Source organism: Pantoea sp. Mhis (assembly GCF_009830015.1).
Map to the genome: position 1 here is coordinate 32,738 of NZ_SZZX01000007.1, position 22,932 is coordinate 55,669.

The following is a 22,932-nucleotide window of genomic DNA, read 5'->3' on the forward strand; positions in this document are numbered from 1 at the left end:
TATGTTAAAACCTCAACTTTTATCTATTGTAATGATTGTAAAAAATGAAGCAGAATTATTACCTAATATGCTAGATTCAGTTATTGATTGGGCAAATGAAATTGTAATACTTGATTGCGGAAGCAATGATAAAACTTATGAAATAGCTCTTAGCTATGGTGTCAAAGTTTATCAAACTACTGAATGGCTAGGATTTGGTAAACAACGTCAGTATGCTCAAACTTTATCTACAGGTGATATGATATTAATGATTGATGCAGATGAACGCATAACCCCGAAGTTACGGCACAGTATACAGGAAGTCTTAAAGCAACCGCAACCTAATAAAGTTTATAGTTTTAGACGTAAAAATATATTTTTAGGATATTGTATGAAGTACAGTGGATGGAATCCAGACGAAGTGATACGTCTTTATCCACGTAGTTTTAATTATAATAATAATTTAGTACATGAATCATTAGATATAAAAAATGCTCTTGTAATATTATTACATGGTGATTTAGAACATTTTACATGCCGTGATTTAAATATTTTTCAACATAAACAACTAAATTATGCTAAAGCATGGGCAGAAGATCGTTTTCAAAGCAGAAAATACTATAGTTTTCTGTCTATATTTAATCACATGTTAGGTGCATTCTTGAATACATTACTAATAAGACGAGGAATTTTAGATGGTAAACGAGGTTGGATATTAGCTATTGTAAATGCACAATATACTTTCAACAAATATTCAGCACTTTGGTGCTTGTATCATAATTCAAGTAGGAAAGATTTATGAGTAATAAAGCAATTTATCCTGGTACATTTGATCCTATTACTTTTGGTCATTTAGACATTATTACACGTGCTTCAGGAATTTTTGATCTTATTATCATTGCAATTGCTGCTAATCCTGCTAAACAACCACTCTTTAACATTGAAGAACGTATAAAATTAGCATATCAAGTAACAGCAGAATTACCTAATGTTAAAGTAATTGGATTTAATGGATTAATTACAAATTTTGCTAAAACTCAATCTACTAATATATTGATACATGGATTACGAACAACATCAGATTTTGAATATGAGTTAAGATTAGTACAGATAAATCATCATCTTATGCCTACCATTGAAAATGTATTTTTAATGTCTACGGAAAAATTTTCATTTATTTCTTCTTCTATAGTAAAAGAATTAGCACATTATAGTAATGATGTTCAAGCTTTTTTACCTGATGTTGTGCATCAATTGCTTATTAAAAAAATGCTATAATTTAAATACATTAATTATTAATATTGACATTTTGGACACCAAAAACTAGTACGTTGATTTTGCTTAATACTAACAATTAATGTTCCACATAAATTACATGGCTTACCAGAACGATTATATACTTGCAATTTATAATTAAATCGTCCTGGTTGTCCATCAACATGTAAAAAATTACGTAGTGTAGTTCCACCATGTTGAATAGCATTTAATAATACCGTTTTTATTACAGTTACTAACTTAGTTATTTCTATTTTATTTAAGTTCATAACAGCTCGGGTAGGAAGAATATTAGCATGAAAAAGACATTCATTAGCATAAATATTACCAATACCTACTACAATTTTATTATTCATCAACCATGGTTTTACTGCTGTAACTTTATTTCGTGATTTATAGAATAAATAATTAGTATCAAATTTATCACTAAGTGGTTCTACACCAAGTTGAGATAATATCTGATTTTCTATCAAATCCTTACTCCACAACCACAAACCAAAACGACGTGGATCATTATAACGTAACACTATATTATTATTCATAACTAAATCTACATGATCATGCTTAGTTACTGGTTCATTTAAATTAAATATACGAAGTCTACCAGACATACCTAAGTGGATAATGATCCAACCTATCGGTAATTCCAGTAATAAATATTTAGCACGCCTTTGTACACTTAATATGGGTTGATTACGTAATGTTTTAATTTCGTTGGATATTGGTTTACGTAAAAACATATTACGTATAATTGTGTATAAAATAATCTGATCAACTAAATAAGGTTCAATACTTTTTCGACTGATTTCTACTTCAGGTAACTCAGGCATTAAATTTTCAACCTTAATAAATTTTAAAAAAATAAACAGTTTAATTACGACATCAAGTTATTATAAAAAACAAAATTATTTAATTTTAGCTTCTTGATAAATTACATGTTGACGTATGATTGGATCATACTTTTTAAGCTTTAACTTTTCGATTTTGATACGTTTATTTTTTGTAGTTGTATAAAAATGGCCGGTATTGCCAGAAGAAATAAGTTTAATTTTTTCACGATTGCCTTTAGCCATAATTTATATCCTTGAATGTTTATTATCAGTACGAATTTTAGCTAAAACTTCATCAATTCCTTTCTTATCAATAATACGCATTCCTTGAGTACTTATACATAAATTAATAAAACGTTTTTCATTTTCGCTCCAGAATCGATGTGAATGTAAATTTGGTAAAAAGCGGCGCTTTGTTGCATTCATTGCATGAGATCGATTATTACCACTTACTGGATGTTTTTTTGTAACTTGACATACTCGTGACATACCTATTCTCCAAGAATTAAATTTTCTTATGCTGGGAATTTGATACTTAAATTATAATTGAATAATTTATTATTAAATAATTCAATTATATATATATATCTATAGATATGCAAATGCATTTGTTAAAAATCTTATTTTTACAAAATTATTTGAATAAAAGTTAAAATTTAAAATTATTAGCTTGTAATAAAAATGATTCGATCTAATAATCAATTATTTTTTTAATACTTAACTTTTTTTCTTATTGAACTCAATATTATATATTAATATACCGTGTATATAAAGTGTACAACTTAATTACACAAAACTTTAAATTAATTAACAGTTTTATATGAATAAATATATTTAAATTTTTATAATTATTGTATTTATTGTACATTAATAAATTCATAAAAAGTGATATCATCTACTTTCAATAAAGTATTACAAACAATTATTAGTAATACTTATAATTTTAAAATTAAGGTAAGAAAATGGCTATATTAGCTAAAAAAAAATTCTATTAGGTATCAGTGGAAGTATAGCAGCCTATAAAACATTAGATTTAATTCGTCTGCTGATCAATCATGGTGCAAAAGTACGGATAATAATGACTGAAAAAGCAAAAGAATTTGTTACACCTCTAAGCTTACAGACAATATCAGGATACCCAGTATTTGATAATTTATTTGCACGTGATATAGAAACAACGATGTTTCATATTAATATAGCAAAATGGGCTGATTTAATAATCTTAATTCCTGCTACTGCTGATTTAATTGCACGTGTAACTAACGGTATAGCTAATGATTTAGTAACTAATGTATGTATTTCTAGCAATGTGCCTATTGCTATTGTTCCTGCAATGAATCAGCAAATGTACCATGCGGATATAACGCAAGAAAATTTAAAAAAATTACATCAAAGAGGAATGCTAATTTGGGGACCAGACGTTGGTAAACAAGCTTGTGGTGATATTGGTCCAGGTCGCATGCTTGAACCATTAGCAGTATTATCTTATGTAATTGAATGGATAAATTTTATTAAAAAATTACAGCATTTAAATATCATGATTACTGCAGGTCCAACTCGAGAAGCATTAGATCCAGTACGCTACATTAGTAATCATAGTTCAGGAAAAATGGGATTTTCTATTGCTACAGCTGCAGCTCAATGTGGTGCAAAAGTTACTTTAATTACAGGTCCTGTGAATTTATCTACTCCTTATGGAGTAAAACGTATAGATATTAATAGTGCAATAGAAATGAAAACAGCAGTAATGAGAACAATTAACCAACAGCATATTTTTATTGGCAATGCAGCTGTAGCAGACTATCGAGCCAAAAATGTTTTTTTAGAAAAAATTAAAAAACATGATAAAGATAATAATCTTACATTGCAGCTAGTTAAAAATCCAGATATTATTGCAGATGTAGCAGCATTACAGAGCAATCGACCGTTTGTAGTTGGTTTTTCGGCTGAAACACAACATATAAGAAAACATGCACAACGAAAACGCTTACAAAAAAATTTAGATTTAATTTGTGCTAACTATATTGGAAAAGTAGGTCAAGGATTTTATAGTGAAACTAATGCTGTTCATCTTTTTTGGCAGAAAGGAGCAAAAACTCTTCCATGTATGAATAAGAAATTACTAGGCAAACAATTAATAAATGAAATTATAAACCTTTACAATGAAAAAAATCGACGTAAAAATACTTGATAAACGCGTTGGCAATGAATTTCCATTACCAACTTATGCAACTTCGGGTTCAGCTGGTTTAGATTTACGTGCATGTATTGATGAACCCATAACAATTATCCCAGGTATGACTATTTTAGTACCAACTGGATTAGCGATTCATATTGGTGATCCCGGTTTAGCAGCAATCATTTTACCACGTTCTGGACTAGGACATAAGCACGGCATTGTATTAAGTAATTCAGTTGGACTCATTGATTCAGATTACCAAGGTCAATTAATTATTTGTACATGGAATCGTGGTCAACAAAGCTTTATGCTTCGACCAGGTGATCGCTTAGCACAATTAATTTTTGTGCCAATCATACAAGTAGAATTTAATATAATTAAGAATTTTGATTCTACGATACGAGGGTTAGGTGGACTTGGTCACTCAGGATATCAATAAATAATTAAATTATTTATTAATCATGTAATTTATATATGTTAAGAAATAGCGTTATTATATATTTATTTATGTTAATACGCCATACTTTTTATGATAATCATGAATTCGTACCAAATATTCAGCCATTTCTGGTTTTTCTTCTAAAACTTTAACTATATGATTTAAATTAATAATTGAAATCACTTTACAATTATAAGTTGTTTCAATTTCTTGGATTGCTGACATTTTACACTTACCCTGTTCTTGACGATCAAAAGATATAAGTACAGCGATAAGTTTAGCGCCATGTGAATTGATGATTTTAACAGATTCTTGAATTGCTGTACCCATAGTAATTACATCATCTATTAATATGACTCTACCTTGTAATGGGCTACCGATCAATAATCCACCTTCACCGTGATATTTAGTTTCTTTACGGTTAAAACAATAAGGCATATCTTGATTATGGTGTTCAGCTAATGCTATTGAGGTAGCAGCAACAATAGGAATTCCTTTATAAGCTGGAGCAAACAATAATTCACCTTGAATATTACTATCTATTAATGCTTGAGCATAAAAACGACCAAGTATTGATAACTCTAACCCAGTATTGAATAAACCAGAATTAAAAAAATATGGACTACTACGACCGGATTTTAGAATAAAATTACCAAAATTTATTATATTTTTATTTAAAATATGTTCAATGAACTGACGTTGCCAATATTTCATTTATTACTTCCCAATCAATTAATTTATATTAAAATATAACATAAATGTTTAGTGAACTTATATTTAAATTTTTATAATAAATTATGATTGTTTTATTTAGATAATGTTAATATATTTTTAATTGATCAATTAAAATTGAAATCTATGATTAATTTCCTATGAAGTAAATTGATAAATTAATAGATTTATTAATCTACTATAGATTAGTTTTTACTATTAGTTCTTTTTTTAGGTTTACTTAGATATTTGAAATTTTATTCAATTAAAATATGATAAGAAACATTTATTTGATGTTTAGCAATTTCATTAGTCTTTAAACTAATATAGTTACAATATGACATTTTAAAAAATTAATTTATATCAAATAATATATTGATATAAAGTGATATTAATAATGAAAAAAAAAATTAAATATTTAATACATGAGATTTAATCTGATACATTTCTACCTATTTTAAATTTTTAAAAATATTTATAATCTGCTTGTTATTATTTTTAAATAATTAATTTGAGATATTATAGTACAGAATGATTGTAATTAATTACAATTTACTTTAATTTTAAAAATTTTAATATTTAATTATTTATTAAATATCATTTATTAGATATTTAAGTAGTGCTTTAACACTCTAATATTTATTATTAAACACTCAAAATCAATAAATAAAAAAATAATAAGGATTAAAAATCATGATTAGCAGTATGACCTCTTATGCTCTTTGTGAAACCAAAGGTGCCTGGGGTAATGCTACTTGGGAATTACGTTCCGTAAATCAGCGTTACCTAGAAGTTCATATACGCTTACCAGAAACATTTTATAAATTAGAAAGTATTATTCGTGAACGTATTCGTAATAGTTTAACACGTGGTAAAATCGAATGTAATTTACATATTAATGCAATTTCTAATACAAAAGCGAAACTTCAATTAGATGAATTTTTGGCTAAACAATTAATACAAGCTGCTAAGTGGATAAAAATCCAAAGTGATGATGGGGGGATTATTAATCCACTGGATATTTTACGTTGGCCGGGAATTATATTAGAGCAAAAATATGACTTTTATGCTATTAATACGGAATTACTAATTGCATTCGATAGCACAATCAATAATTTTATCACTAATCGTAAAAATGAAGGTATAGCATTAAAATCGTTTATTGAAAAACGTTTAGAACAAGTAATATATGAAGTAGATAAAATACGACTACTAATACCTGAAGTGATTAAATATCATAATGAAAAATTAATTACAAAACTTAAGGAAGCAGAAGTAACTTTAGACAATCATCGGCTAGAACAAGAATTAGTAATGATAGCACAGCGTATTGATATATCAGAAGAAATTGATCGTATTAACACATATGTTAAAGAAACATATAATATTTTAACAAAAAAAACTGCTATTGGTCGAAGACTAGATTTTATAATGCAAGAATTTAACCGTGAAGCCAACACACTTGCATCTAAGGCAAATAATGCTAGTATTACATCTTCAGCGATTGAATTGAAAGTATTAATTGAACAGATGCGCGAGCAAATTCAAAATATTGAATGATTTATTTATATAATATATTTATTTTATATTGTAATAAATGATATTATTTGCTTATAGTTAAAATTAAAATTTTAATAAAGTATCAAATGTTGTTTAATAATACATTAAATATATAGTTAAGATCTTATATAAAAAAATAGATAATTAAATATATTTAATTCATATTTAAATTATTAATATATATAATATTAAAGTTAATTAAATTATTTATTACTTTACAATTAATTTTATTTATTAATTCTAATATTGAAATATTGATTAAATCTTATAAATATAGATATATTTATTATATAGATAATTATAATAATTTATATAAGAAACTTTCTAAAAATTCTAATACTAAAAGTAAATGCAGTCTTTAAAATTTCTTTATTTTATTTAATTAATAGAGTTAAATGAATGTTTCAGATTTAATACATTGTAATTCTTATTATGTTATAGTTTTAGTTATATCGAAATTGATAGACGGAATGATTTATGTTATTAACTACTCTCTATATAATAGGTATTACTGTTGAGGCGATGACTGGCGCATTAGCAGCTGGTAGATGTAAAATGGATTTATTTGGCGTAATTATTATTTCTTTAGTTACTGCTATTGGTGGTGGTTCAGTACGTGATATTTTACTAGGTCATTATCCACTAAGCTGGATAAACCATCCGGAGTATATTATAATTATTTCTACTGCATCAATTATAACTATTTTTATAGCACCATTAATCCATCAATTACGTAAAATTTTCTTAATATTAGATGCTTTAGGTCTTGTAGTATTTTCTATTATAGGAGCACAAGTTGCACTAAATTCAGGTCATCCAGAAATTATTGCTATAATTTCAGCAGTAATTACTGGAGTTTTTGGTGGAGTATTGCGTGATATGTTTTGTAATTGTATTCCATTAGTATTTCGTAAAGAAATTTATGCCGGAATATCTTTTGTTTCAGCATGGATTTATATTACTTTAATAAGTACATCATTACCATCAGAGATAGTAACTATTATGACGTTACTATTTGGATTTTGTGCTCGTTTACTAGCAGTACACTTTCAGCTTAGTTTACCTATTTTTCATTACTCAGATAATTAATATTAATTCATCATTAAGTTTATGAGTAATGTAGCAACATAGATCAAGTAATTTTATAAATTAAGTTTTTTAAACATAATATAGCTAAGTAAGAAGGTTTATTTTTGAACATAATTTTCACTCATAAAAATAATTAATTTTTATTTAGTTTGTCTTAATTCATTATAAAGTAATGTATTTAAATACATTATTATAACAATTTATATTGTGGAAATATTTGATAAATAATGCTTTACTATTATTAATATCTTCTCTTCTGTTACAAAACAATATATATAACATTAACATTAATATTATATAGTTAATGATTTTAACCAAGTGCTAAACATATAAATTTTGAATAAAATATATAAATGATTTAGGATACCATAAATTCATTTATTTAATACATATGAATTTTAAAAAAATACTTTAATAAAGTAATAATAAATAATTATATAAATTATTTAAATATATATTTATTCATGTTTATAGATTAACTAAAATAATTATTTATTATTAATATTGTTGGTAATAATTTAATTAATACTTAGTATTACATTAGTTGAGAAAAAACTTGAATGTAATATTTAAGATACCTATGCTGTTATAAGCGATTAGATGTATTTTTATCAAGTTAACATGACGATATCTCAAGGTACACTTTATATTGTCTCAGCTCCAAGTGGAGCTGGTAAATCTAGTTTGATTCATGCACTTTTACATTCGAAGGCATTATGTAATATACAAATTTCTATTTCTCATACTACACGTAATATACGTCCTAATGAAATACATGGTCAACATTACTTTTTTATTTCGAAGAATGAATTTGAAATTATGATTGCTGCAAATGATTTTCTCGAATATGCTGAAGTATTTGGTTACTATTATGGTACTTCGCGTTTGGCTGCTGAGAATATATTAAATAGTGGTTCTGATTTATTTTTAGATATTGATTGGCAAGGAGCACAGCAAGTTAGAAGGAAAATTTCAACAACATGCAGTATTTTTATTTTACCACCTTCAACTAAGGAATTAGAATATCGCTTACGTATCCGTGATCAAGATAGCGAAGAAGTTATTGCTCATCGTATGCAAAAAGCTATACAAGAAATGAGTCACTATTATGAATATGATTATTTAATAATCAATGAACATATTAATTTAGCATTATCTGAACTAACAAGTATTATATATGCGGAACGTTTACGTATGCTTCGTCAAAAAGTATTACATAATGATTTAATCGCCAAGCTATTAGCGATTTAATCAATTTAAGTATTTTAAAAAACTTGTGCATAGCTTATGGAGTAATATATTTATGGCACGTGTAACAGTCCAAGATGCAGTAGAAAAAATTGGTAACCGTTTTGATTTAATTTTAGTTGCTGCTTGTCGAGCACGTCAGATGCAGGTTGGAGGTAAAGATCCTTTAGTTCTAGAAGAAAATGATAAATCTACAGTTATTGCTTTGCGTGAAATTGAAGAAGGATTAATTACAAATCAATTTTTGAATATTTATATTAATGCAGAACAATAGAGACAAGCGAAACTTTAAACTAAATATAAGTAATATTCTTGATGATTTAATTAAAAATATTTGTAGGTCTATTTTGTATAAATTTGAAAGTCTTAATAAATTAACTAAAAAATATTTATCTGAAGAGGAAATTAAGCGGCTTAGGCATGTTTATCTTATTGCACGTGAAGCCCATGAAGGACAAGCACGTTCTAGTGGTGAACCTTATATTACTCATCCAATTGCTGTTGCTTGCATTTTAGCAAAAATGAAACTTGATCATGAAACATTGATGGCAGCTTTATTACATGATGTTATTGAAGATACGCCTGCTACGTATCAAGATATGGAACAATTATTTGGTAAAAGCATTGCAGAATTAGTGGAAGGAGTATCAAAACTAGATAATTTACAATTTCGGGACAAGAAAGAAGCACAAGCTGAAAATTTTCAAAAAATGATTATGGCAATGGTTCAAGATATCCGTGTTATTTTAATTAAATTAGCTGATCGTACGCATAATATGCGTACTTTAGAATCGTTAAGACCTGATAAGAAGCGACGTATTGCTCTAGAAACTTTGGAAATTTATAGTCCTCTTGCTCATAGATTAGGTATTTATCATCTTAAGACAGAATTGGAAGAACTTGGTTTTAAAGCTCTTTATCCTAAAAGATTTCGTGTAATTAACCAATTAGTTAAAATATCACAATGTAATCGTCGAGAAATGATTCAAAATATAATTTTTGAAATTACTAATCGTCTACAAGGAGCAGGAATTGAATGTCATGTGAATGGTCGAGAAAAGCATCTTTATGCTATTTATTGCAAAATGCATCTAAAAACACAATGTTTTCATTCTATAGTAAATGATTATTCTTTTCAAATCATTGTAAGAGATTTAGATAATTGTTATCGTGTTCTTGGTGAACTGCATAATTTGTATAAACCACTTCCGGGACATGTTAAAGATTACATTGCTGTTCCTAAAAGGAATGGTTATCAATCATTACATACATCATTAATTGGACCACGAGGATTATTAATCAAGATCCAAATTTATACAGAAGATATGGAACAAATGGCAAAAATGGGTGTAGCAGCTCATTGGACTTATAAAGATATAGGATTATATAGCACAATACAAATACGTTCACAACGTTTATTAAAAAATCTTATAGAACTATATCAAAATACTGGTAATTCATTTGAATTTATTGAAAGTGTAAAATCTGAACTTTTACCAAATGAAATTTATGTATTTACTCCTAAAGGTCATATTATTGAGTTACCTGCAGGTTCTACTTCAGTAGATTTCGCTTATGCAGTACATAGTAATATTGGTCATACTTGCATTGGAGCCCGTTTAAATCATCGCTTTCATCCACTATCACAAAGGCTCACCAGTGGTCAAACTGTTGAAATTATCACTGCACCAGATGCAAGACCTAACCCTAATTGGCTAAATTTTGTTGTTAGCTCAAAAGCTAAAACTAAAATTCGTCAACTTATAAAAATTATAAAATACGATAATTCAGTTAATATAAAATATGATGTATTGAGAAATACATGTTACGATAATAAAAAATCTATTAAGATCGGCACTTATAACATTAAATATCGAAAATCCATAATATCAAAAAATTTTTTTGATATTATGCAATATTTATATTTAAAACATATTACTAAAAGTATGTTAGAAACAAAAATTCTATATGTAAGTAATAAAATATTATTACATATTAAATATGAATTAAAAAAAATATTCATAAAATTTTATAATAGATTATTGGTCAATCTTGTTAAAAATTATCTTTTTATTATTAATAAATCAATTATTATATACATGAATTTGGATAAATTTTTTTTTAGTTCATCAAAAATTCTTTTATAGAAAATTCAGTTATAATATATAATTAATTGTTAAATAATCACTATAAACTCTTAAATTTAATTTTATAATTACCTATTTTTATTTCTAATAGATAAAATATAATTGATATCTAGATCATCTAATTTAGATACTCATAACTAATTAATTATATTAATTTTAATAAGCATTAAACATAAAATTTTTATAATCAAACTAATCATTATTGACTGATAAGATATTATAATTACTTTATAAACATTATCTAAAATTAAGATTAGTTACCATTTATAATTTATTGATGTATATCATGATCTATATTAAACTATGCATTGAATTTTAACATTAAAGATATTTGATTAATAATTTGATTTTATATATTTATCATTATTTTTATTGACAATGATTGATTACTTATTAACATCAGTATTTTTATTTTAAGTACCATATTAGCTCTAAGTAAAATAGTTTTTATTTAAAATCATTAACTCAATTAACTTGTAATAATCTTTATTAAAAATTATCAATCATTTATATTGTATTTTAATGAAAAATTAAAATTTTTATAAATAAAATAGTATAGATAATAATAGATAGATGAATAAAAACTAAATAGATTTTAATAAATTAATTTATTAAAATTTTTACTAAATACTTTAAATATTAAATTTGATATAAAGATAGAAATGTTAGTTTAATTACTATTTAAAAAAATCAATATGACATATAGACATTAAATTAATATAATTAATATTGGTATAATTTAATAATATTTGAATAGATTGTTATTATAAAAATAATAATTAATTTAAATAATTCACAAATGAGCATAATAATCAATAGTCATAATTATTATTTATTTACTAAATAAAACTTAAAATGTTTAGGATTAAAAAAGTAGTGATTACTTAATATAAGTAAAGCATTAAATTTTAAAAAGGCACATTTACTAAATAATAAAATGCAAGTTTTGCATTTAAAAATACAATGTATCATGTAATGATTATTGTAATAATTAATTATATTTGATGAAATAATAAAGCTCTAAGTAAAACTATTCTGTTATACTTCTATCTAAAGCATTTACTATTTTATATTTGTTTTTAACTTAATTAAAGTTAACTGTAATTAAGTTAAACTAAAACATTTATATAGTTTAATGATTTAGAAATATTTTCTATGCATCAAATTATATATAATAAAATAGCTTATTTCTTGATATTTGAAGTTTTCTAGATAAGAAATTCCGCTATAGACATTAAAGTTATGTTTAATCATATAAGAAAAAATAAGCTGAGTAAATTATTTTATTTATCTATTAGATAAAGACACACATAACTATTTACCTTAAGTTTAAAAACTAAATGATATTGATAATTATCAATGTTTATTAAATAAGTTAATATAATCATATTTGTAATGTAGTTAGTTTGTATTTAATTTTTACTAACAATACGAGATGCGATTTTACGCTCATTCTCTGTTAGATGTAATTTACGAATACGAATTGATTTTGGTGTAACTTCTACTAATTCATCATCCTCAATAAATGCAATCGCTTGCTCTAAAGTCATTTTTATTGGAGGAATTAAAGTTATAGCTTCATCATTACTAGAAGCACGCATATTACTTAATTTTTTATTAGTCAAGCAATTAACTGTTAAATCATTAGCACGATTATGGATTCCAATAATCTGTCCTTCATAAACTTCTATTCCATGACTAACAAATAATTTTCCAAGATGTTGTAAGTTTGATAAAGCAAAAGCAACGGTTTTGCCTTGAGAACTAGAAATTAATACGCCATTTTGGCGTCTCCCTATTTCACCTGGTTGCATATTACTATAATGACTAAAAATAGAATGCATCAGACCAGTTCCTGAAGTTAACATCATAAATTCACGACGAAATCCAATAAGTGCACGACTTGAAATAATGTAATTTAAACGTAGATTACCTTTTCCATCTGGAGATATATCTTTTAGAATTCCTTTACGTTCAGATACTGCTTGCATAATAGAACCTTGATAACTTTGTTTAATATCAAAAATAACTTTTTCAAAAGGTTCTTGCTTACAGTTTTCAAATACTTGAAAAATAACTTTTGGACGAGATATTTCTAATTCATAACCTTCGCGACGTATATTTTCAATTAATATTGATAAATGTAATTCTCCTCTTCCAGAAACAAGTAATGTATCAGTATTATTTGTTTCTTCAATACGTAATGCAGCATTATATAGTATCTCTTTATTTAATCTTTCTAAAAGTTTAGAAAATGTTAATGACTTACCTTCTTTACCGTTAAAAGGCGAAGTATTAATTTTAAAAAACATAGTCAATGTTGGTTTCTCTATATTTAATATAGGTAATGCCTGTACATTTTGTACATCACAAATAGTATCAGAAATACGAAGGTCATTTATACCGGTAATTCCAACAATATTACCTGCTTCTGCTTCTTTAGTTTCTATAAGTTCTAAAGCCAAATATTTGAATATTTTATTTACTTTACCAATAATTGTATTTCCAGAGTTATTAATGATACTTACTTGTTGATTAATTTGTAATTTACCACGCTTAATATGACCTATACCAATCATGCCTAAATAATCATTATAATCTATCTGAAAAATTTGCATTTGTAATGGTGTATTAATTATTGCTTTTGGTGGAGATACATGATCTATAATTGTCTGATATAATGATATCATATTGTTATCCATCTTTAGATAACTTATTCCTGCAATGCCAAGTAATGCTGAAGTATAAATAATTGGAAAATCTATTTGTTCATCTGAAGCGTTAAGATTTACAAATAAATCAAATATTTGATTTACTACCCAATCTGGTCGAGCTCCTATACAATCAATTTTATTAATAATTACAATTGGTTTTAAACCATATTGAAAAGCTTTTTTGGTTACATAGTGTGTTTGGGGCATAGGTCCATCTATTGCATCTACAACTAATAATACAGAATCTACTATTGACATTATACGTTCAACTTCACCGCTAAAATCAGCATGTCCTGGAGTATCAATAATATTAATATGATAATTATTCCATTTTATAGCAATAATTTTTGCAAAAATAGTAATACCACGCTCTTTTTCAAGCTCATTAAAATCTAGAACATGCTCAATTTTTTTATTATAAAGAGAATTAAGAATATCAATAGTGCTTGATTGTCGTAATAATTGATCAACCAAAGTAGTTTTACCATGATCCACATGTGCGATAATAGCAATATTACGCAAATATTTATTCATAATATATCTCTCGAATATTATAAAAATAATCATTACTCTATACAGAGTAGATAAAAGATTTAATAAATATTTTTGAATTTCAATAAAGTTTAATAATAAATTTTAGTAATATTCATAATGTATTTATCGTTTTTCAAAATTTTGTTTTTCATATATTAAAAACTTTTGGTAATTAAATTTGTTATTTTAATGTGTTTTAACTTACTAACCAGCAAAGTATTATATATAAAATGTTATAACAATAATTGTCATAAATTTAATTATTTATTAATGTTATCAACTATTAATTATACCATAACTTAATGATTAATTTAATTGGATAAGTTATAAATATTTATTGAAAATAATTAAGCTTATTTATTAAAACAAAAAATAACTATTTGCAGGAGAGTTGCGTATGCTTGCTAAACATGTACTTTCGATGATAAAAGAGCAAAAAATTAAATTTATTGATTTACGTTGTACAGATACTAAAGGCAAAGAACAACATATTACTATTCCTTCTCAACAAGTAAATATTAAATTCTTTGAAGAAGGAAAAATGTTTGACGGTTCTTCCATTGGTGGATGGAAAGATATTAATGAATCAGATATGATCTTAATGCCAGATTTAACTACTGTAATTATGGATCCATTCTTTAATGAATCAACATTGATAATACGTTGTGATATTTTAGAACCAACTACGTTAAATTTTTATGATCGTGATCCTCGTTGTATTTCTAAACGTGCGGAAGAATTTTTACAATCTTCTGGTATTGCTGATATTGCAATATTTGGTCCTGAACCTGAATTTTTTTTATTTGATGATATTCGTTTCGGTTCTTCAATTTCTGGTTCACATGTTATTATTGATGATATTGAGGCCTATTGGAATAATAGTAAATTTTATAAAAACGGAAATAAAGGTCATCGGCCAAGTCTAAAAGGTGGTTATTTCCCAGTTCCTCCTATTGATTCTTCACAAAATATTCGTTCTACCATGTGTCTGTTCATGGAACAAATGGGAATAATAGTTGAAGCACATCATCATGAAGTAGCTACTGCAGGTCAAAATGAAATAGCAACTCGTTTTAATACTATGACTAAAAAAGCAGATGAAATTCAAATGTATAAATATGTAGTACATAATGTTGCTCATATACATGGTAAAACAGCAACATTTATGCCTAAACCAATGTTAGGTGAAAACGGTTCAGGAATGCACTGTCATATTTCTTTATTTAAAGATGATGTAAATCTATTTTCCGGTGATAAATATGGTGGTTTATCTGAAATTGCCCTATTTTACATTGGAGGAATTATGAGACATGTTAAAGCTATTAATGCACTAGCTAATCCCACAACTAATTCTTATAAACGTTTAGTTGAAGGTTATGAAGCTCCGGTAATATTAGCGTACTCAACACGTAATCGTTCCGCGTCGATTCGTATCCCCATTGTCACTAATATAAAATCATGTCGAATTGAAGTGCGTTTTCCTGATCCAGCTGCTAATCCATATTTATTATTCACTGCACTACTTATGGCAGGTCTTGATGGTATAATTAATAAAATTCACCCTGGTGATCCTTTAGATAAAAATCTATATGATTTACCTGAATCAAAAAAATCTAATATTTCAAAACTTGCAACTTCTTTAGAAGATGCTTTGCATGCTTTAGATACAGATCGTGAATTTTTAAAACGTGGAGGAGTATTTAATGATGATACCTTAAATGCTTATATTAAATTATGTCAATTAGACATTACTCGTGTATCTATGACACCTCATCCTATTGAATTTGAATTATACTATAGTATATAATAATTAGAGTAAATATTTATAAAAAATGACTATTATTTTAAATGAAATGTATTAGTTAATTTCAATTAAATTACGTTATTTAAAAAATATGAAAGCCCATTTAATCTTTTAAAGATGGGCTCTTTTTTATAAAAAATATTATTATTAAAGATATAAATTCAGTACGAGAGAATTTTATATACTAATTATTATATAACGAATTATTGAATATTTATGGAAAAAACTTAGTACCTTGTTATATCGTACTTTAATGTTTTAAAATTTTTAGGATGAATATCCTGCTTATGTGTAATTTAAATTACTGCATTACTCGTTTTATTCTTAGTGCATATAAGATATTCCAACTTCCAACAGATATTGGAATTGAAATTGCTTTTGCTGGACGTTCAAATGCTGGTAAATCTAGCGCAATCAATACATTAACTAATCAAAAAAAATTAGCTTATACCAGCAAATCACCGGGAAATACACAATCGATTAATGTATTCCAAATAATCGAAGGTAAACGTCTAACAGATCTACCAGGTTATGGTTATTCAATAGCATCAAAGGAAATACGGCGAACGTGCTCGAATGTATTACCTAAATATATTCAAAAACGTCAATCATTAAAAGGGTTGATAATATTAATGGATATTAGACATCCATTAACAGATATTGACAATCAAGTAATTAAATTAGCTACTCAGAGAAATATACCAATTATGATACTTTTAACTAAAGCTGACAAATTAATGTCTAATGCGATTAAAGCTCAGCTTAATATGGTTTTATATAAACTTTCATTTATGTTTACAGCAGATATACAAGTAGAAATTTTTTCTTCTTTAAAAAAAATAGGGGTAAATAAATTACAACAAAAATTAAATACTTGGTTTAGCGATCCTTATATAAATCAAATATAAATTTGAAACTAGTAATTATATATTTATTAATGTTATAATTTTTGTTAATGTGCTTGATCCCAATTATGCCCTATACCAATATTAACGCGTAATGGTACATCAAGTTGCGTAACATTTTCCATTATTTGACTAATTTTTTTGCTTGATATATCAATCATGTCATGTGGTATCTCAAATACCAGTTCATCATGTACTTGCATAATCATTTTTATAAATTTATTGTCTGTTTCCAAAAGCCAACTATCAATTTTAATCATTGCTTTTTTAATAATATCTGCTGCAGTTCCCTGTATTGGAGCATTAATTGCTGCTCGTTCTGCCGATTTGCGGAGAATAATATTATTTGATCTAATATTTGGTATCCATAGACGACGACCATCAATTGTTTCAACATAGCCATTTTTTTCTACTTGTTCACATGTTTTTTTCATATAACTAAGTATACCAGGATATCGATTAAAATAAAGTTCTATATATTCTTTTGCTTTTTTAGCATCTACGTTAAGTTGATTTGATAAGCTAAAATAGCTTATACCATAAATTAAGCTAAAATTAATTATTTTTGCAGTATTTCGTTGAACTTTAGATACATTATCTAGTGTTATACCAAATATCTCTGCTGCTGTTGTACTATGTACATCATGACCTAAAAAAAAAGCATTGCATAATCTTGGATCTTTGGAAAAATGTGCTAAAATACGTAACTCAATTTGTGAATAATCTGCAGAGACAATACTTTTACCTGATGTAGCGATAAATGCTTTACGAATACGACGTCCTTCTTTATTCTTTACAGGAATATTTTGCAAATTAGGATTTGTAGACGAAAGTCTTCCAGTAGTTGTTACTATTTGATGGTAGGATGTATGTACACGTCCAGTTAATGAATTGATCATTAAAGGTAATTTAGCAGAGTAAGTAGATTTAATCTTGGATAATTTACGATATTCTAGTATAATGCCCGGTAACTCATGTTTATGAGCAAATTCAATTAATACTGTTCCTTTCGTTGATTTAGTACCTCCTGGAGTTTTTTTATTGGAATGTATTCCTTTTATTTTAAATAATATATCTTGAAGTTGTTTGGGAGAAGAAAGATTAAATGTTTTACCTGTTATCTCATATGCTTTTTGTTCTAGTTCTGTTAGACGTATACTAATTTCCTTCGTGTATTCTATGAGCATATTTTTATCAATCAATACACCATTTTCTTCAATTCGTGAGATTACTTTCAGTAATGGAATTTCAATATCTTCAAAAATTTTTTTTGATCCTACTTCGTGAAGTAATTTAGGCCACATCTTCAAATGTAATTGAAAAATAATACTAACATGCTCAGCAGCAGATATAGCTGCTTGTTTTAGTTCAATATTATTCAATGGAATAGATTTCTTATTTTTTTGTATAGGTTCTTTAATATTTAAATATTCATAATCTAACCATTGCACTGATAAATTATATATATCATGTTTTTTATTAACACTATTTAGACAATAAGATTCAAGCATAATATCGAATTTAAAACCATTTGGTTCAATATTATGTTTTTTTAATATATATAATTCACGTTTAAGATTATGTCCAATTTTTATTAAATTTTTATCTTCTAGTAGAGGTTTTAGTTGGTTTAACACATTATTATAATCTAGCTGATTAGGTACGAACATATAACTATGGCTAAGTGGTAAATAAGCGATATCATTTGCTGTTATAGCAAAAGCAATTCCTATTATTTTAGTAGCTAAGATATCTAAAGAATCAGTTTTTAAAGTAAAAACAAAGTACTTAGCTTTTTTTAATTTATTTAACCATTCTTTAAATTTAATATTATCTAGAATAATAACATAATTATTACTGAAAATTATATTAGGATTTTTTAACTTCATTATCATGGTCTTATAATTTATATACCCAACTAAAATTTTATTTTTTTGCTCTGTAAAAATTTATTTTTAATTTAAATCATTTAACCATCGTTTAAAATTATAACGATCAAATAATTTTTTTAAAATACTCATATTGGGTGTTTTTAATTTTAGTTGTTCATATGTTAATTCTAATTTTAAATCGGTTTTAATTGATGCTAATTGATAAGATAAGAACGCTATATCACGATGTTTTTTTAATTTATTGACTACAGTTTTTGCACCACGAAATGAAAGATTAGTTATTTTATTTAGATTATTATAGATAATTTTTATATTTCCAATTTCTTTTAATAAAATTTGTGCAGTTTTTGCACCTATTCCTGGAATTCCTGGAATATTATCTATTTTATCGCCCATTATAGCAAGAAAATCAATAATTAACGAAGGTGGTATTCCATATTTTTGTTGTATTTCATTTGGGCCTAATACTATATGTTTCATAGTGTTGAGAATTTTAATTCTAGGTGTAACTAATTGTGCCATATCTTTATCAGTTGTGCTAATTAGAATTGTATGACCTTGTTTCTCTGCTTTTAATGCTAATGATCCAATAACATCGTCCGCTTCTACCCCTGCTATTTCCAATAGCGATACACCCATTGCCTGTATTATTTCATATAATGGAGGAATTTGCAGAGATAACTGTTTCGGCATAGCGGAACGATTAGATTTATAACCTTCAAATAATTCATCACGAAAAGTTTTTCCGTATGCATCAAAAATAATGGCTATATGCTCTGAATCATATTGTAAAAGTATGCTTTTAAGCATATTAAGTACACCATATATTGCTCCTGTTGGTTCTCCAATACTATTTGTTAGCAAAGGGAAGACGTTATATGCTCGATAGAGATAAGAAGAACCATCTATTAAAATTAAAGGATTTTTCGTTATTTGCATTATTGTAATTTTATTTTTTATCTTTACATGAACTTCTATTAATCAATAGTATTTTTTAAACTAAATATTATTTATATATACTTTAATTAAATAAATGTTTTGTGTTTTTAAAAAGATACATTTAATGAATAAACTTTAGATTAAAATATTAATTTTTATTAAATAGTTAATAAATAGTAATATAGTAGTAATATATGATTACTACATGAATAGTAGTAATAAAATTATTAAATATAAATAAATAATTAATAAAATTATTTTTTGTTTATTAAAAAAACAACAAGTTTTGCATAGTTATTAACAAACTTATTAATATTACTGTTATACAAACCAGCTATATTAACCATATACTTACCATTAACAAAAAATTCCGGTATAGCTTGTAAATTCATATCTATAGTAGCTTTTTGTTGTTTTGCAACTAATGATTTTACGCTCAAACTATTCCATGCGATATCATATTGTTTAGAAGAAATACCAGCAGCTTTTATAAAAGCTTGCTTTAGACTTTTTTCATCGAAAATAGCATGTTTTTTTTGTATTTCATCAAAAAGAGGAAGAATCACCTTATCTTCAACACCTAATGTTATTGCTATAGCCCAAGCATGTGTAAGCATTTGACCAAGTTCATTACCCAAAAAATCTACATGATATTTGACTAATTTAATACCAACTGGAAGATTCTTCTTTACTACATCACTTATATGATAGACATGTTCAAATTGATAACAATATGAACAAAAGAAAGAAAAAAATTCTAAAGCTTGTGGTGTATCATCATGAATATGAGGTTTTGATAAAGTTATATATTGCTTACCTTCATTGAATTGTATTGCTAATGTATTAAATGATAATATTAATCCTATTAATGTGAAGACAATATTTTTCATTCTATACTCCTAGTGATTAACTAACAATTTAATGTTAATTGATAGATATATTTATATATTATTTATCTTTTTTAAAAAAACTAAACAACATATGACGATTGTATTTTTATTTTCCTTTATTATTAATGAATAAAAATATTTATATTTTTAACTTTTATATAAAATACATATGATTATTTTCTAACACAACAAGAACGTTAGAAGAAAATTAATTTCTTTTAAACATGACTTAAAATTATTAATTTATTTGAATGTTTTAAATTAAAACTATCAATTGAATTATATAAATAATATAATATTAAATTAGTTCCTATTAATTTAATACTTATAAATAGCATGATATTATAATATTATTTAATATACGCGTTCTGTTTCTAAATTTGATCTCTTTTTAGATATTTTATCATCGTAATTTCTATTAAGTTCATATAATTATGTTATTCTATATTAATTGTTAATTACGTTCACAATAAAGAACTTAAAAAAGTTTAATTTATTTTAAAATCTTTTTAGTACTTATAGTTCTGCTATTAGATTAAATATTATACATAGGCTAACAATATAATTTATTTAAGAGATCAATTATAACGATATCTAGTTAACTTTCTTTGTTTAAATATTCTTTATAAAACAATTAGTTTTATAATATAATTATTTTAATATAAATTTCTTATTTATATATCTTCAATATCCATTTATTTATTAATGAATCATTATTTTATACACTAGACATGAAAATTACAATATAAGTAACTTATATTGGTTACTATAGTTTAATATACTAAAGTAATAATTAATTGCAATTTTTAATGTACATAAATTATAAATAAAATTACCAAATTAAAATATTTTAAATTTAATCAACTTCGCACTACTTCAAATGCCAATAAATTATATATTTTGTATCTACTATTATTGCACTCTACTAAATTAAACATAGATTATATAGAATATAATAAAGCTATATTTAACAAAATTGTACATCATTATGATAACTATAAATTATTCAATAATATTCTCTATTTTAAGTATTCAAAATATATGATTTATTATAAATTACTTTGTATTTATAATGTGAATAATTTTTATAAATAACATAATAATCTTGAACAAATCTATCAATATGTCAAGTTGAATTGAGTAATTATTATATTTTTTGGTACATTTTATGAAATTAACGTTGTTAACATTTTAGCTCAATAATTTGATTTATATCATTAAATATTAAAGGATTGTCTAAATAAACTAACATATCTATGTTTTAAAGCAATTTATTTATTATAAATATAAACAATGAATATTTATAATGTTTTGAGCTTAGTATCATAGATTATTTATAATGATTTAAATTTTAATGAACCTTTAATCAGCATAAAAACATTTTTATTTCACAATCCATTAATATCAAGCTTAAATTAACCAAAAGCAAATTTATTTGTCTTTAATATATTTTTGATATTTATATATATGCAATTTTATATATATATACTCAAAATAAATTATATTTTATATAGTTTATTTTATTATAAATACGTAATTTATACATTTATCTTAATATTATAAATTTTCATAAAATATTAACTTAATGAACGTTAAAGTTATTGACTTGTATCTAACTTTATATTTAAATTTTCTTTTAAAACATTTGATTATTCTATTATATTTTTATTTAAATAGTATATTACTAGTAATATACTATTTAAATAAAAATATAAAGATCGGAATATAGTCTTGTAGGTAAAGATTGTCATCGCATGTTTAGATCTCGGTGTGCTCCGTATCGTTCTATAATACATG

Annotated in this window: 17 protein-coding genes and 1 pseudogene; 11 read left to right on the plus strand and 7 right to left on the minus strand. The window is 25.2% G+C overall.

The annotated features are described in order from the left end of the window. The first annotated feature begins 1 nt into the window (after window position 1). Both FD727_RS03245 and coaD read left to right on the plus strand, forming a co-directional pair. The gene (locus tag FD727_RS03245) at window positions 2-781 is read left to right on the plus strand and encodes a glycosyltransferase family 2 protein (protein ID WP_159938723.1); all 780 of its coding nucleotides are present in this window, start codon (window positions 2-4) and stop codon (window positions 779-781) included. Continuing rightward, the gene (gene coaD, locus FD727_RS03250) at window positions 778-1,257 is read left to right on the plus strand and encodes a pantetheine-phosphate adenylyltransferase (RefSeq protein ID WP_159938724.1); all 480 of its coding nucleotides are present in this window, start codon (window positions 778-780) and stop codon (window positions 1,255-1,257) included. Before FD727_RS03245 ends, coaD begins: the two co-directional genes overlap by 4 nt. A gap of 17 nt (window positions 1,258-1,274) precedes the next feature. Here the strand turns inward: coaD and mutM are convergent, their stop codons facing one another. The 3 genes from mutM to rpmB all read right to left on the minus strand — a co-directional run bounded on the left by mutM (window position 1,275) and on the right by rpmB (window position 2,573). Further along, window positions 1,275-2,084, minus strand: a complete 810-nt coding sequence (gene mutM / locus FD727_RS03255) for a bifunctional DNA-formamidopyrimidine glycosylase/DNA-(apurinic or apyrimidinic site) lyase (protein ID WP_159938725.1) — start codon at window positions 2,082-2,084, stop codon at window positions 1,275-1,277. A 75-nt stretch (window positions 2,085-2,159) separates the two neighbouring features. Then, window positions 2,160-2,327 carry a 50S ribosomal protein L33 gene (rpmG, locus tag FD727_RS03260; protein WP_159938726.1) on the minus strand — a complete coding sequence of 56 codons (168 nt, stop codon included), beginning with the start codon at window positions 2,325-2,327 and terminating at the stop codon, window positions 2,160-2,162. A gap of 3 nt (window positions 2,328-2,330) precedes the next feature. Beyond that, complete coding sequence (rpmB, locus tag FD727_RS03265; RefSeq protein ID WP_159938727.1) at window positions 2,331-2,573, minus strand: 50S ribosomal protein L28; 243 nt, start codon at window positions 2,571-2,573, stop codon at window positions 2,331-2,333. A gap of 496 nt (window positions 2,574-3,069) precedes the next feature. Between rpmB and coaBC the strand changes: the two genes are divergently transcribed. Together coaBC and dut are read left to right on the plus strand one after the other, a co-directional pair. Further along, complete coding sequence (coaBC, locus tag FD727_RS03270) at window positions 3,070-4,275, plus strand: bifunctional phosphopantothenoylcysteine decarboxylase/phosphopantothenate--cysteine ligase CoaBC (RefSeq protein WP_159938740.1); 1,206 nt, start codon at window positions 3,070-3,072, stop codon at window positions 4,273-4,275. After that, the gene (dut, locus tag FD727_RS03275; RefSeq protein ID WP_159938728.1) at window positions 4,247-4,702 is read left to right on the plus strand and encodes a dUTP diphosphatase; all 456 of its coding nucleotides are present in this window, start codon (window positions 4,247-4,249) and stop codon (window positions 4,700-4,702) included. Before coaBC ends, dut begins: the two co-directional genes overlap by 29 nt. Before the next feature lie 66 nt (window positions 4,703-4,768). On the opposite strand, the gene pyrE is transcribed toward dut, so the two are convergent. Further along, window positions 4,769-5,416 carry an orotate phosphoribosyltransferase gene (gene pyrE, locus FD727_RS03280; RefSeq protein WP_159938729.1) on the minus strand — a complete coding sequence of 216 codons (648 nt, stop codon included), beginning with the start codon at window positions 5,414-5,416 and terminating at the stop codon, window positions 4,769-4,771. A gap of 690 nt (window positions 5,417-6,106) precedes the next feature. Here pyrE and FD727_RS03285 point away from each other — a divergent pair. The 5 genes from FD727_RS03285 to FD727_RS03305 all read left to right on the plus strand — a co-directional run bounded on the left by FD727_RS03285 (window position 6,107) and on the right by FD727_RS03305 (window position 11,457). Next, a complete protein-coding gene (locus FD727_RS03285) occupies window positions 6,107-6,973 on the plus strand; it encodes a YicC/YloC family endoribonuclease (protein ID WP_159938730.1) in 867 nt (288 codons plus the stop codon). 477 nt (window positions 6,974-7,450) lie between these two features. Continuing rightward, window positions 7,451-8,062, plus strand: coding sequence for a trimeric intracellular cation channel family protein (locus FD727_RS03290; RefSeq protein WP_159938731.1), 612 nt, complete (start codon window positions 7,451-7,453; stop codon window positions 8,060-8,062). 627 nt (window positions 8,063-8,689) lie between these two features. Next, window positions 8,690-9,313 (plus strand): guanylate kinase, encoded by a 624-nt coding sequence (gene gmk / locus FD727_RS03295; RefSeq protein WP_159938741.1) that lies wholly within the window; start codon window positions 8,690-8,692, stop codon window positions 9,311-9,313. A gap of 52 nt (window positions 9,314-9,365) precedes the next feature. Further along, window positions 9,366-9,584, plus strand: coding sequence for a DNA-directed RNA polymerase subunit omega (gene rpoZ, locus FD727_RS03300; RefSeq protein ID WP_159938732.1), 219 nt, complete (start codon window positions 9,366-9,368; stop codon window positions 9,582-9,584). Further along, window positions 9,571-11,457, plus strand: coding sequence for a RelA/SpoT family protein (locus FD727_RS03305; RefSeq protein WP_236393569.1), 1,887 nt, complete (start codon window positions 9,571-9,573; stop codon window positions 11,455-11,457). The genes rpoZ and FD727_RS03305 overlap by 14 nt, the downstream gene beginning before the upstream one ends. 1,412 nt (window positions 11,458-12,869) lie before the next feature. On the opposite strand, the gene typA is transcribed toward FD727_RS03305, so the two are convergent. Further along, window positions 12,870-14,705 (minus strand): translational GTPase TypA, encoded by a 1,836-nt coding sequence (gene typA, locus FD727_RS03310; RefSeq protein WP_159938733.1) that lies wholly within the window; start codon window positions 14,703-14,705, stop codon window positions 12,870-12,872. A gap of 397 nt (window positions 14,706-15,102) precedes the next feature. Between typA and glnA the strand changes: the two genes are divergently transcribed. Together glnA and yihA are read left to right on the plus strand one after the other, a co-directional pair. After that, the gene (glnA, locus tag FD727_RS03315) at window positions 15,103-16,512 is read left to right on the plus strand and encodes a glutamate--ammonia ligase (protein WP_159938734.1); all 1,410 of its coding nucleotides are present in this window, start codon (window positions 15,103-15,105) and stop codon (window positions 16,510-16,512) included. 284 nt (window positions 16,513-16,796) lie between these two features. Further along, window positions 16,797-17,417 carry a ribosome biogenesis GTP-binding protein YihA/YsxC gene (yihA, locus tag FD727_RS03320; protein WP_159938735.1) on the plus strand — a complete coding sequence of 207 codons (621 nt, stop codon included), beginning with the start codon at window positions 16,797-16,799 and terminating at the stop codon, window positions 17,415-17,417. A 44-nt stretch (window positions 17,418-17,461) separates the two neighbouring features. Here the strand turns inward: yihA and polA are convergent. Both polA and FD727_RS03330 read right to left on the minus strand, forming a co-directional pair. After that, a pseudogene (polA, locus tag FD727_RS03325) lies at window positions 17,462-20,248 on the minus strand (DNA polymerase I). Window positions 20,249-20,499: 251 nt separating this feature from the next. After that, window positions 20,500-21,135: a DsbA family protein gene (locus FD727_RS03330; protein ID WP_159938736.1), complete on the minus strand. Its 636-nt coding sequence runs from the start codon at window positions 21,133-21,135 to the stop codon at window positions 20,500-20,502. Window positions 21,136-22,932 lie beyond the last annotated feature (1,797 nt).

Bases quoted from the DNA above. Each gene is read 5' to 3' on its own strand.
- FD727_RS03285 (WP_159938730.1), top strand. From the start codon at position 6,107: ATGATTAGCAGTATGACCTCTTATGCTCTTTGTGAAACCAAAGGTGCC.
- FD727_RS03305 (WP_236393569.1), top strand. From the start codon at position 9,571: ATGCAGAACAATAGAGACAAGCGAAACTTTAAACTAAATATAAGTAAT.
- FD727_RS03290 (WP_159938731.1), top strand. From the start codon at position 7,451: ATGTTATTAACTACTCTCTATATAATAGGTATTACTGTTGAGGCGATG.
- coaD (WP_159938724.1), top strand. From the start codon at position 778: ATGAGTAATAAAGCAATTTATCCTGGTACATTTGATCCTATTACTTTT.
- dut (WP_159938728.1), top strand. From the start codon at position 4,247: ATGAAAAAAATCGACGTAAAAATACTTGATAAACGCGTTGGCAATGAA.
- pyrE (WP_159938729.1), bottom strand. From the start codon at position 5,416: ATGAAATATTGGCAACGTCAGTTCATTGAACATATTTTAAATAAAAAT.
- typA (WP_159938733.1), bottom strand. From the start codon at position 14,705: ATGAATAAATATTTGCGTAATATTGCTATTATCGCACATGTGGATCAT.
- rpmG (WP_159938726.1), bottom strand. From the start codon at position 2,327: ATGGCTAAAGGCAATCGTGAAAAAATTAAACTTATTTCTTCTGGCAAT.
- glnA (WP_159938734.1), top strand. From the start codon at position 15,103: ATGCTTGCTAAACATGTACTTTCGATGATAAAAGAGCAAAAAATTAAA.
- FD727_RS03245 (WP_159938723.1), top strand. From the start codon at position 2: ATGTTAAAACCTCAACTTTTATCTATTGTAATGATTGTAAAAAATGAA.
- rpoZ (WP_159938732.1), top strand. From the start codon at position 9,366: ATGGCACGTGTAACAGTCCAAGATGCAGTAGAAAAAATTGGTAACCGT.
- mutM (WP_159938725.1), bottom strand. From the start codon at position 2,084: ATGCCTGAGTTACCTGAAGTAGAAATCAGTCGAAAAAGTATTGAACCT.
- FD727_RS03330 (WP_159938736.1), bottom strand. From the start codon at position 21,135: ATGAAAAATATTGTCTTCACATTAATAGGATTAATATTATCATTTAAT.
- rpmB (WP_159938727.1), bottom strand. From the start codon at position 2,573: ATGTCACGAGTATGTCAAGTTACAAAAAAACATCCAGTAAGTGGTAAT.
- yihA (WP_159938735.1), top strand. From the start codon at position 16,797: ATGTGTAATTTAAATTACTGCATTACTCGTTTTATTCTTAGTGCATAT.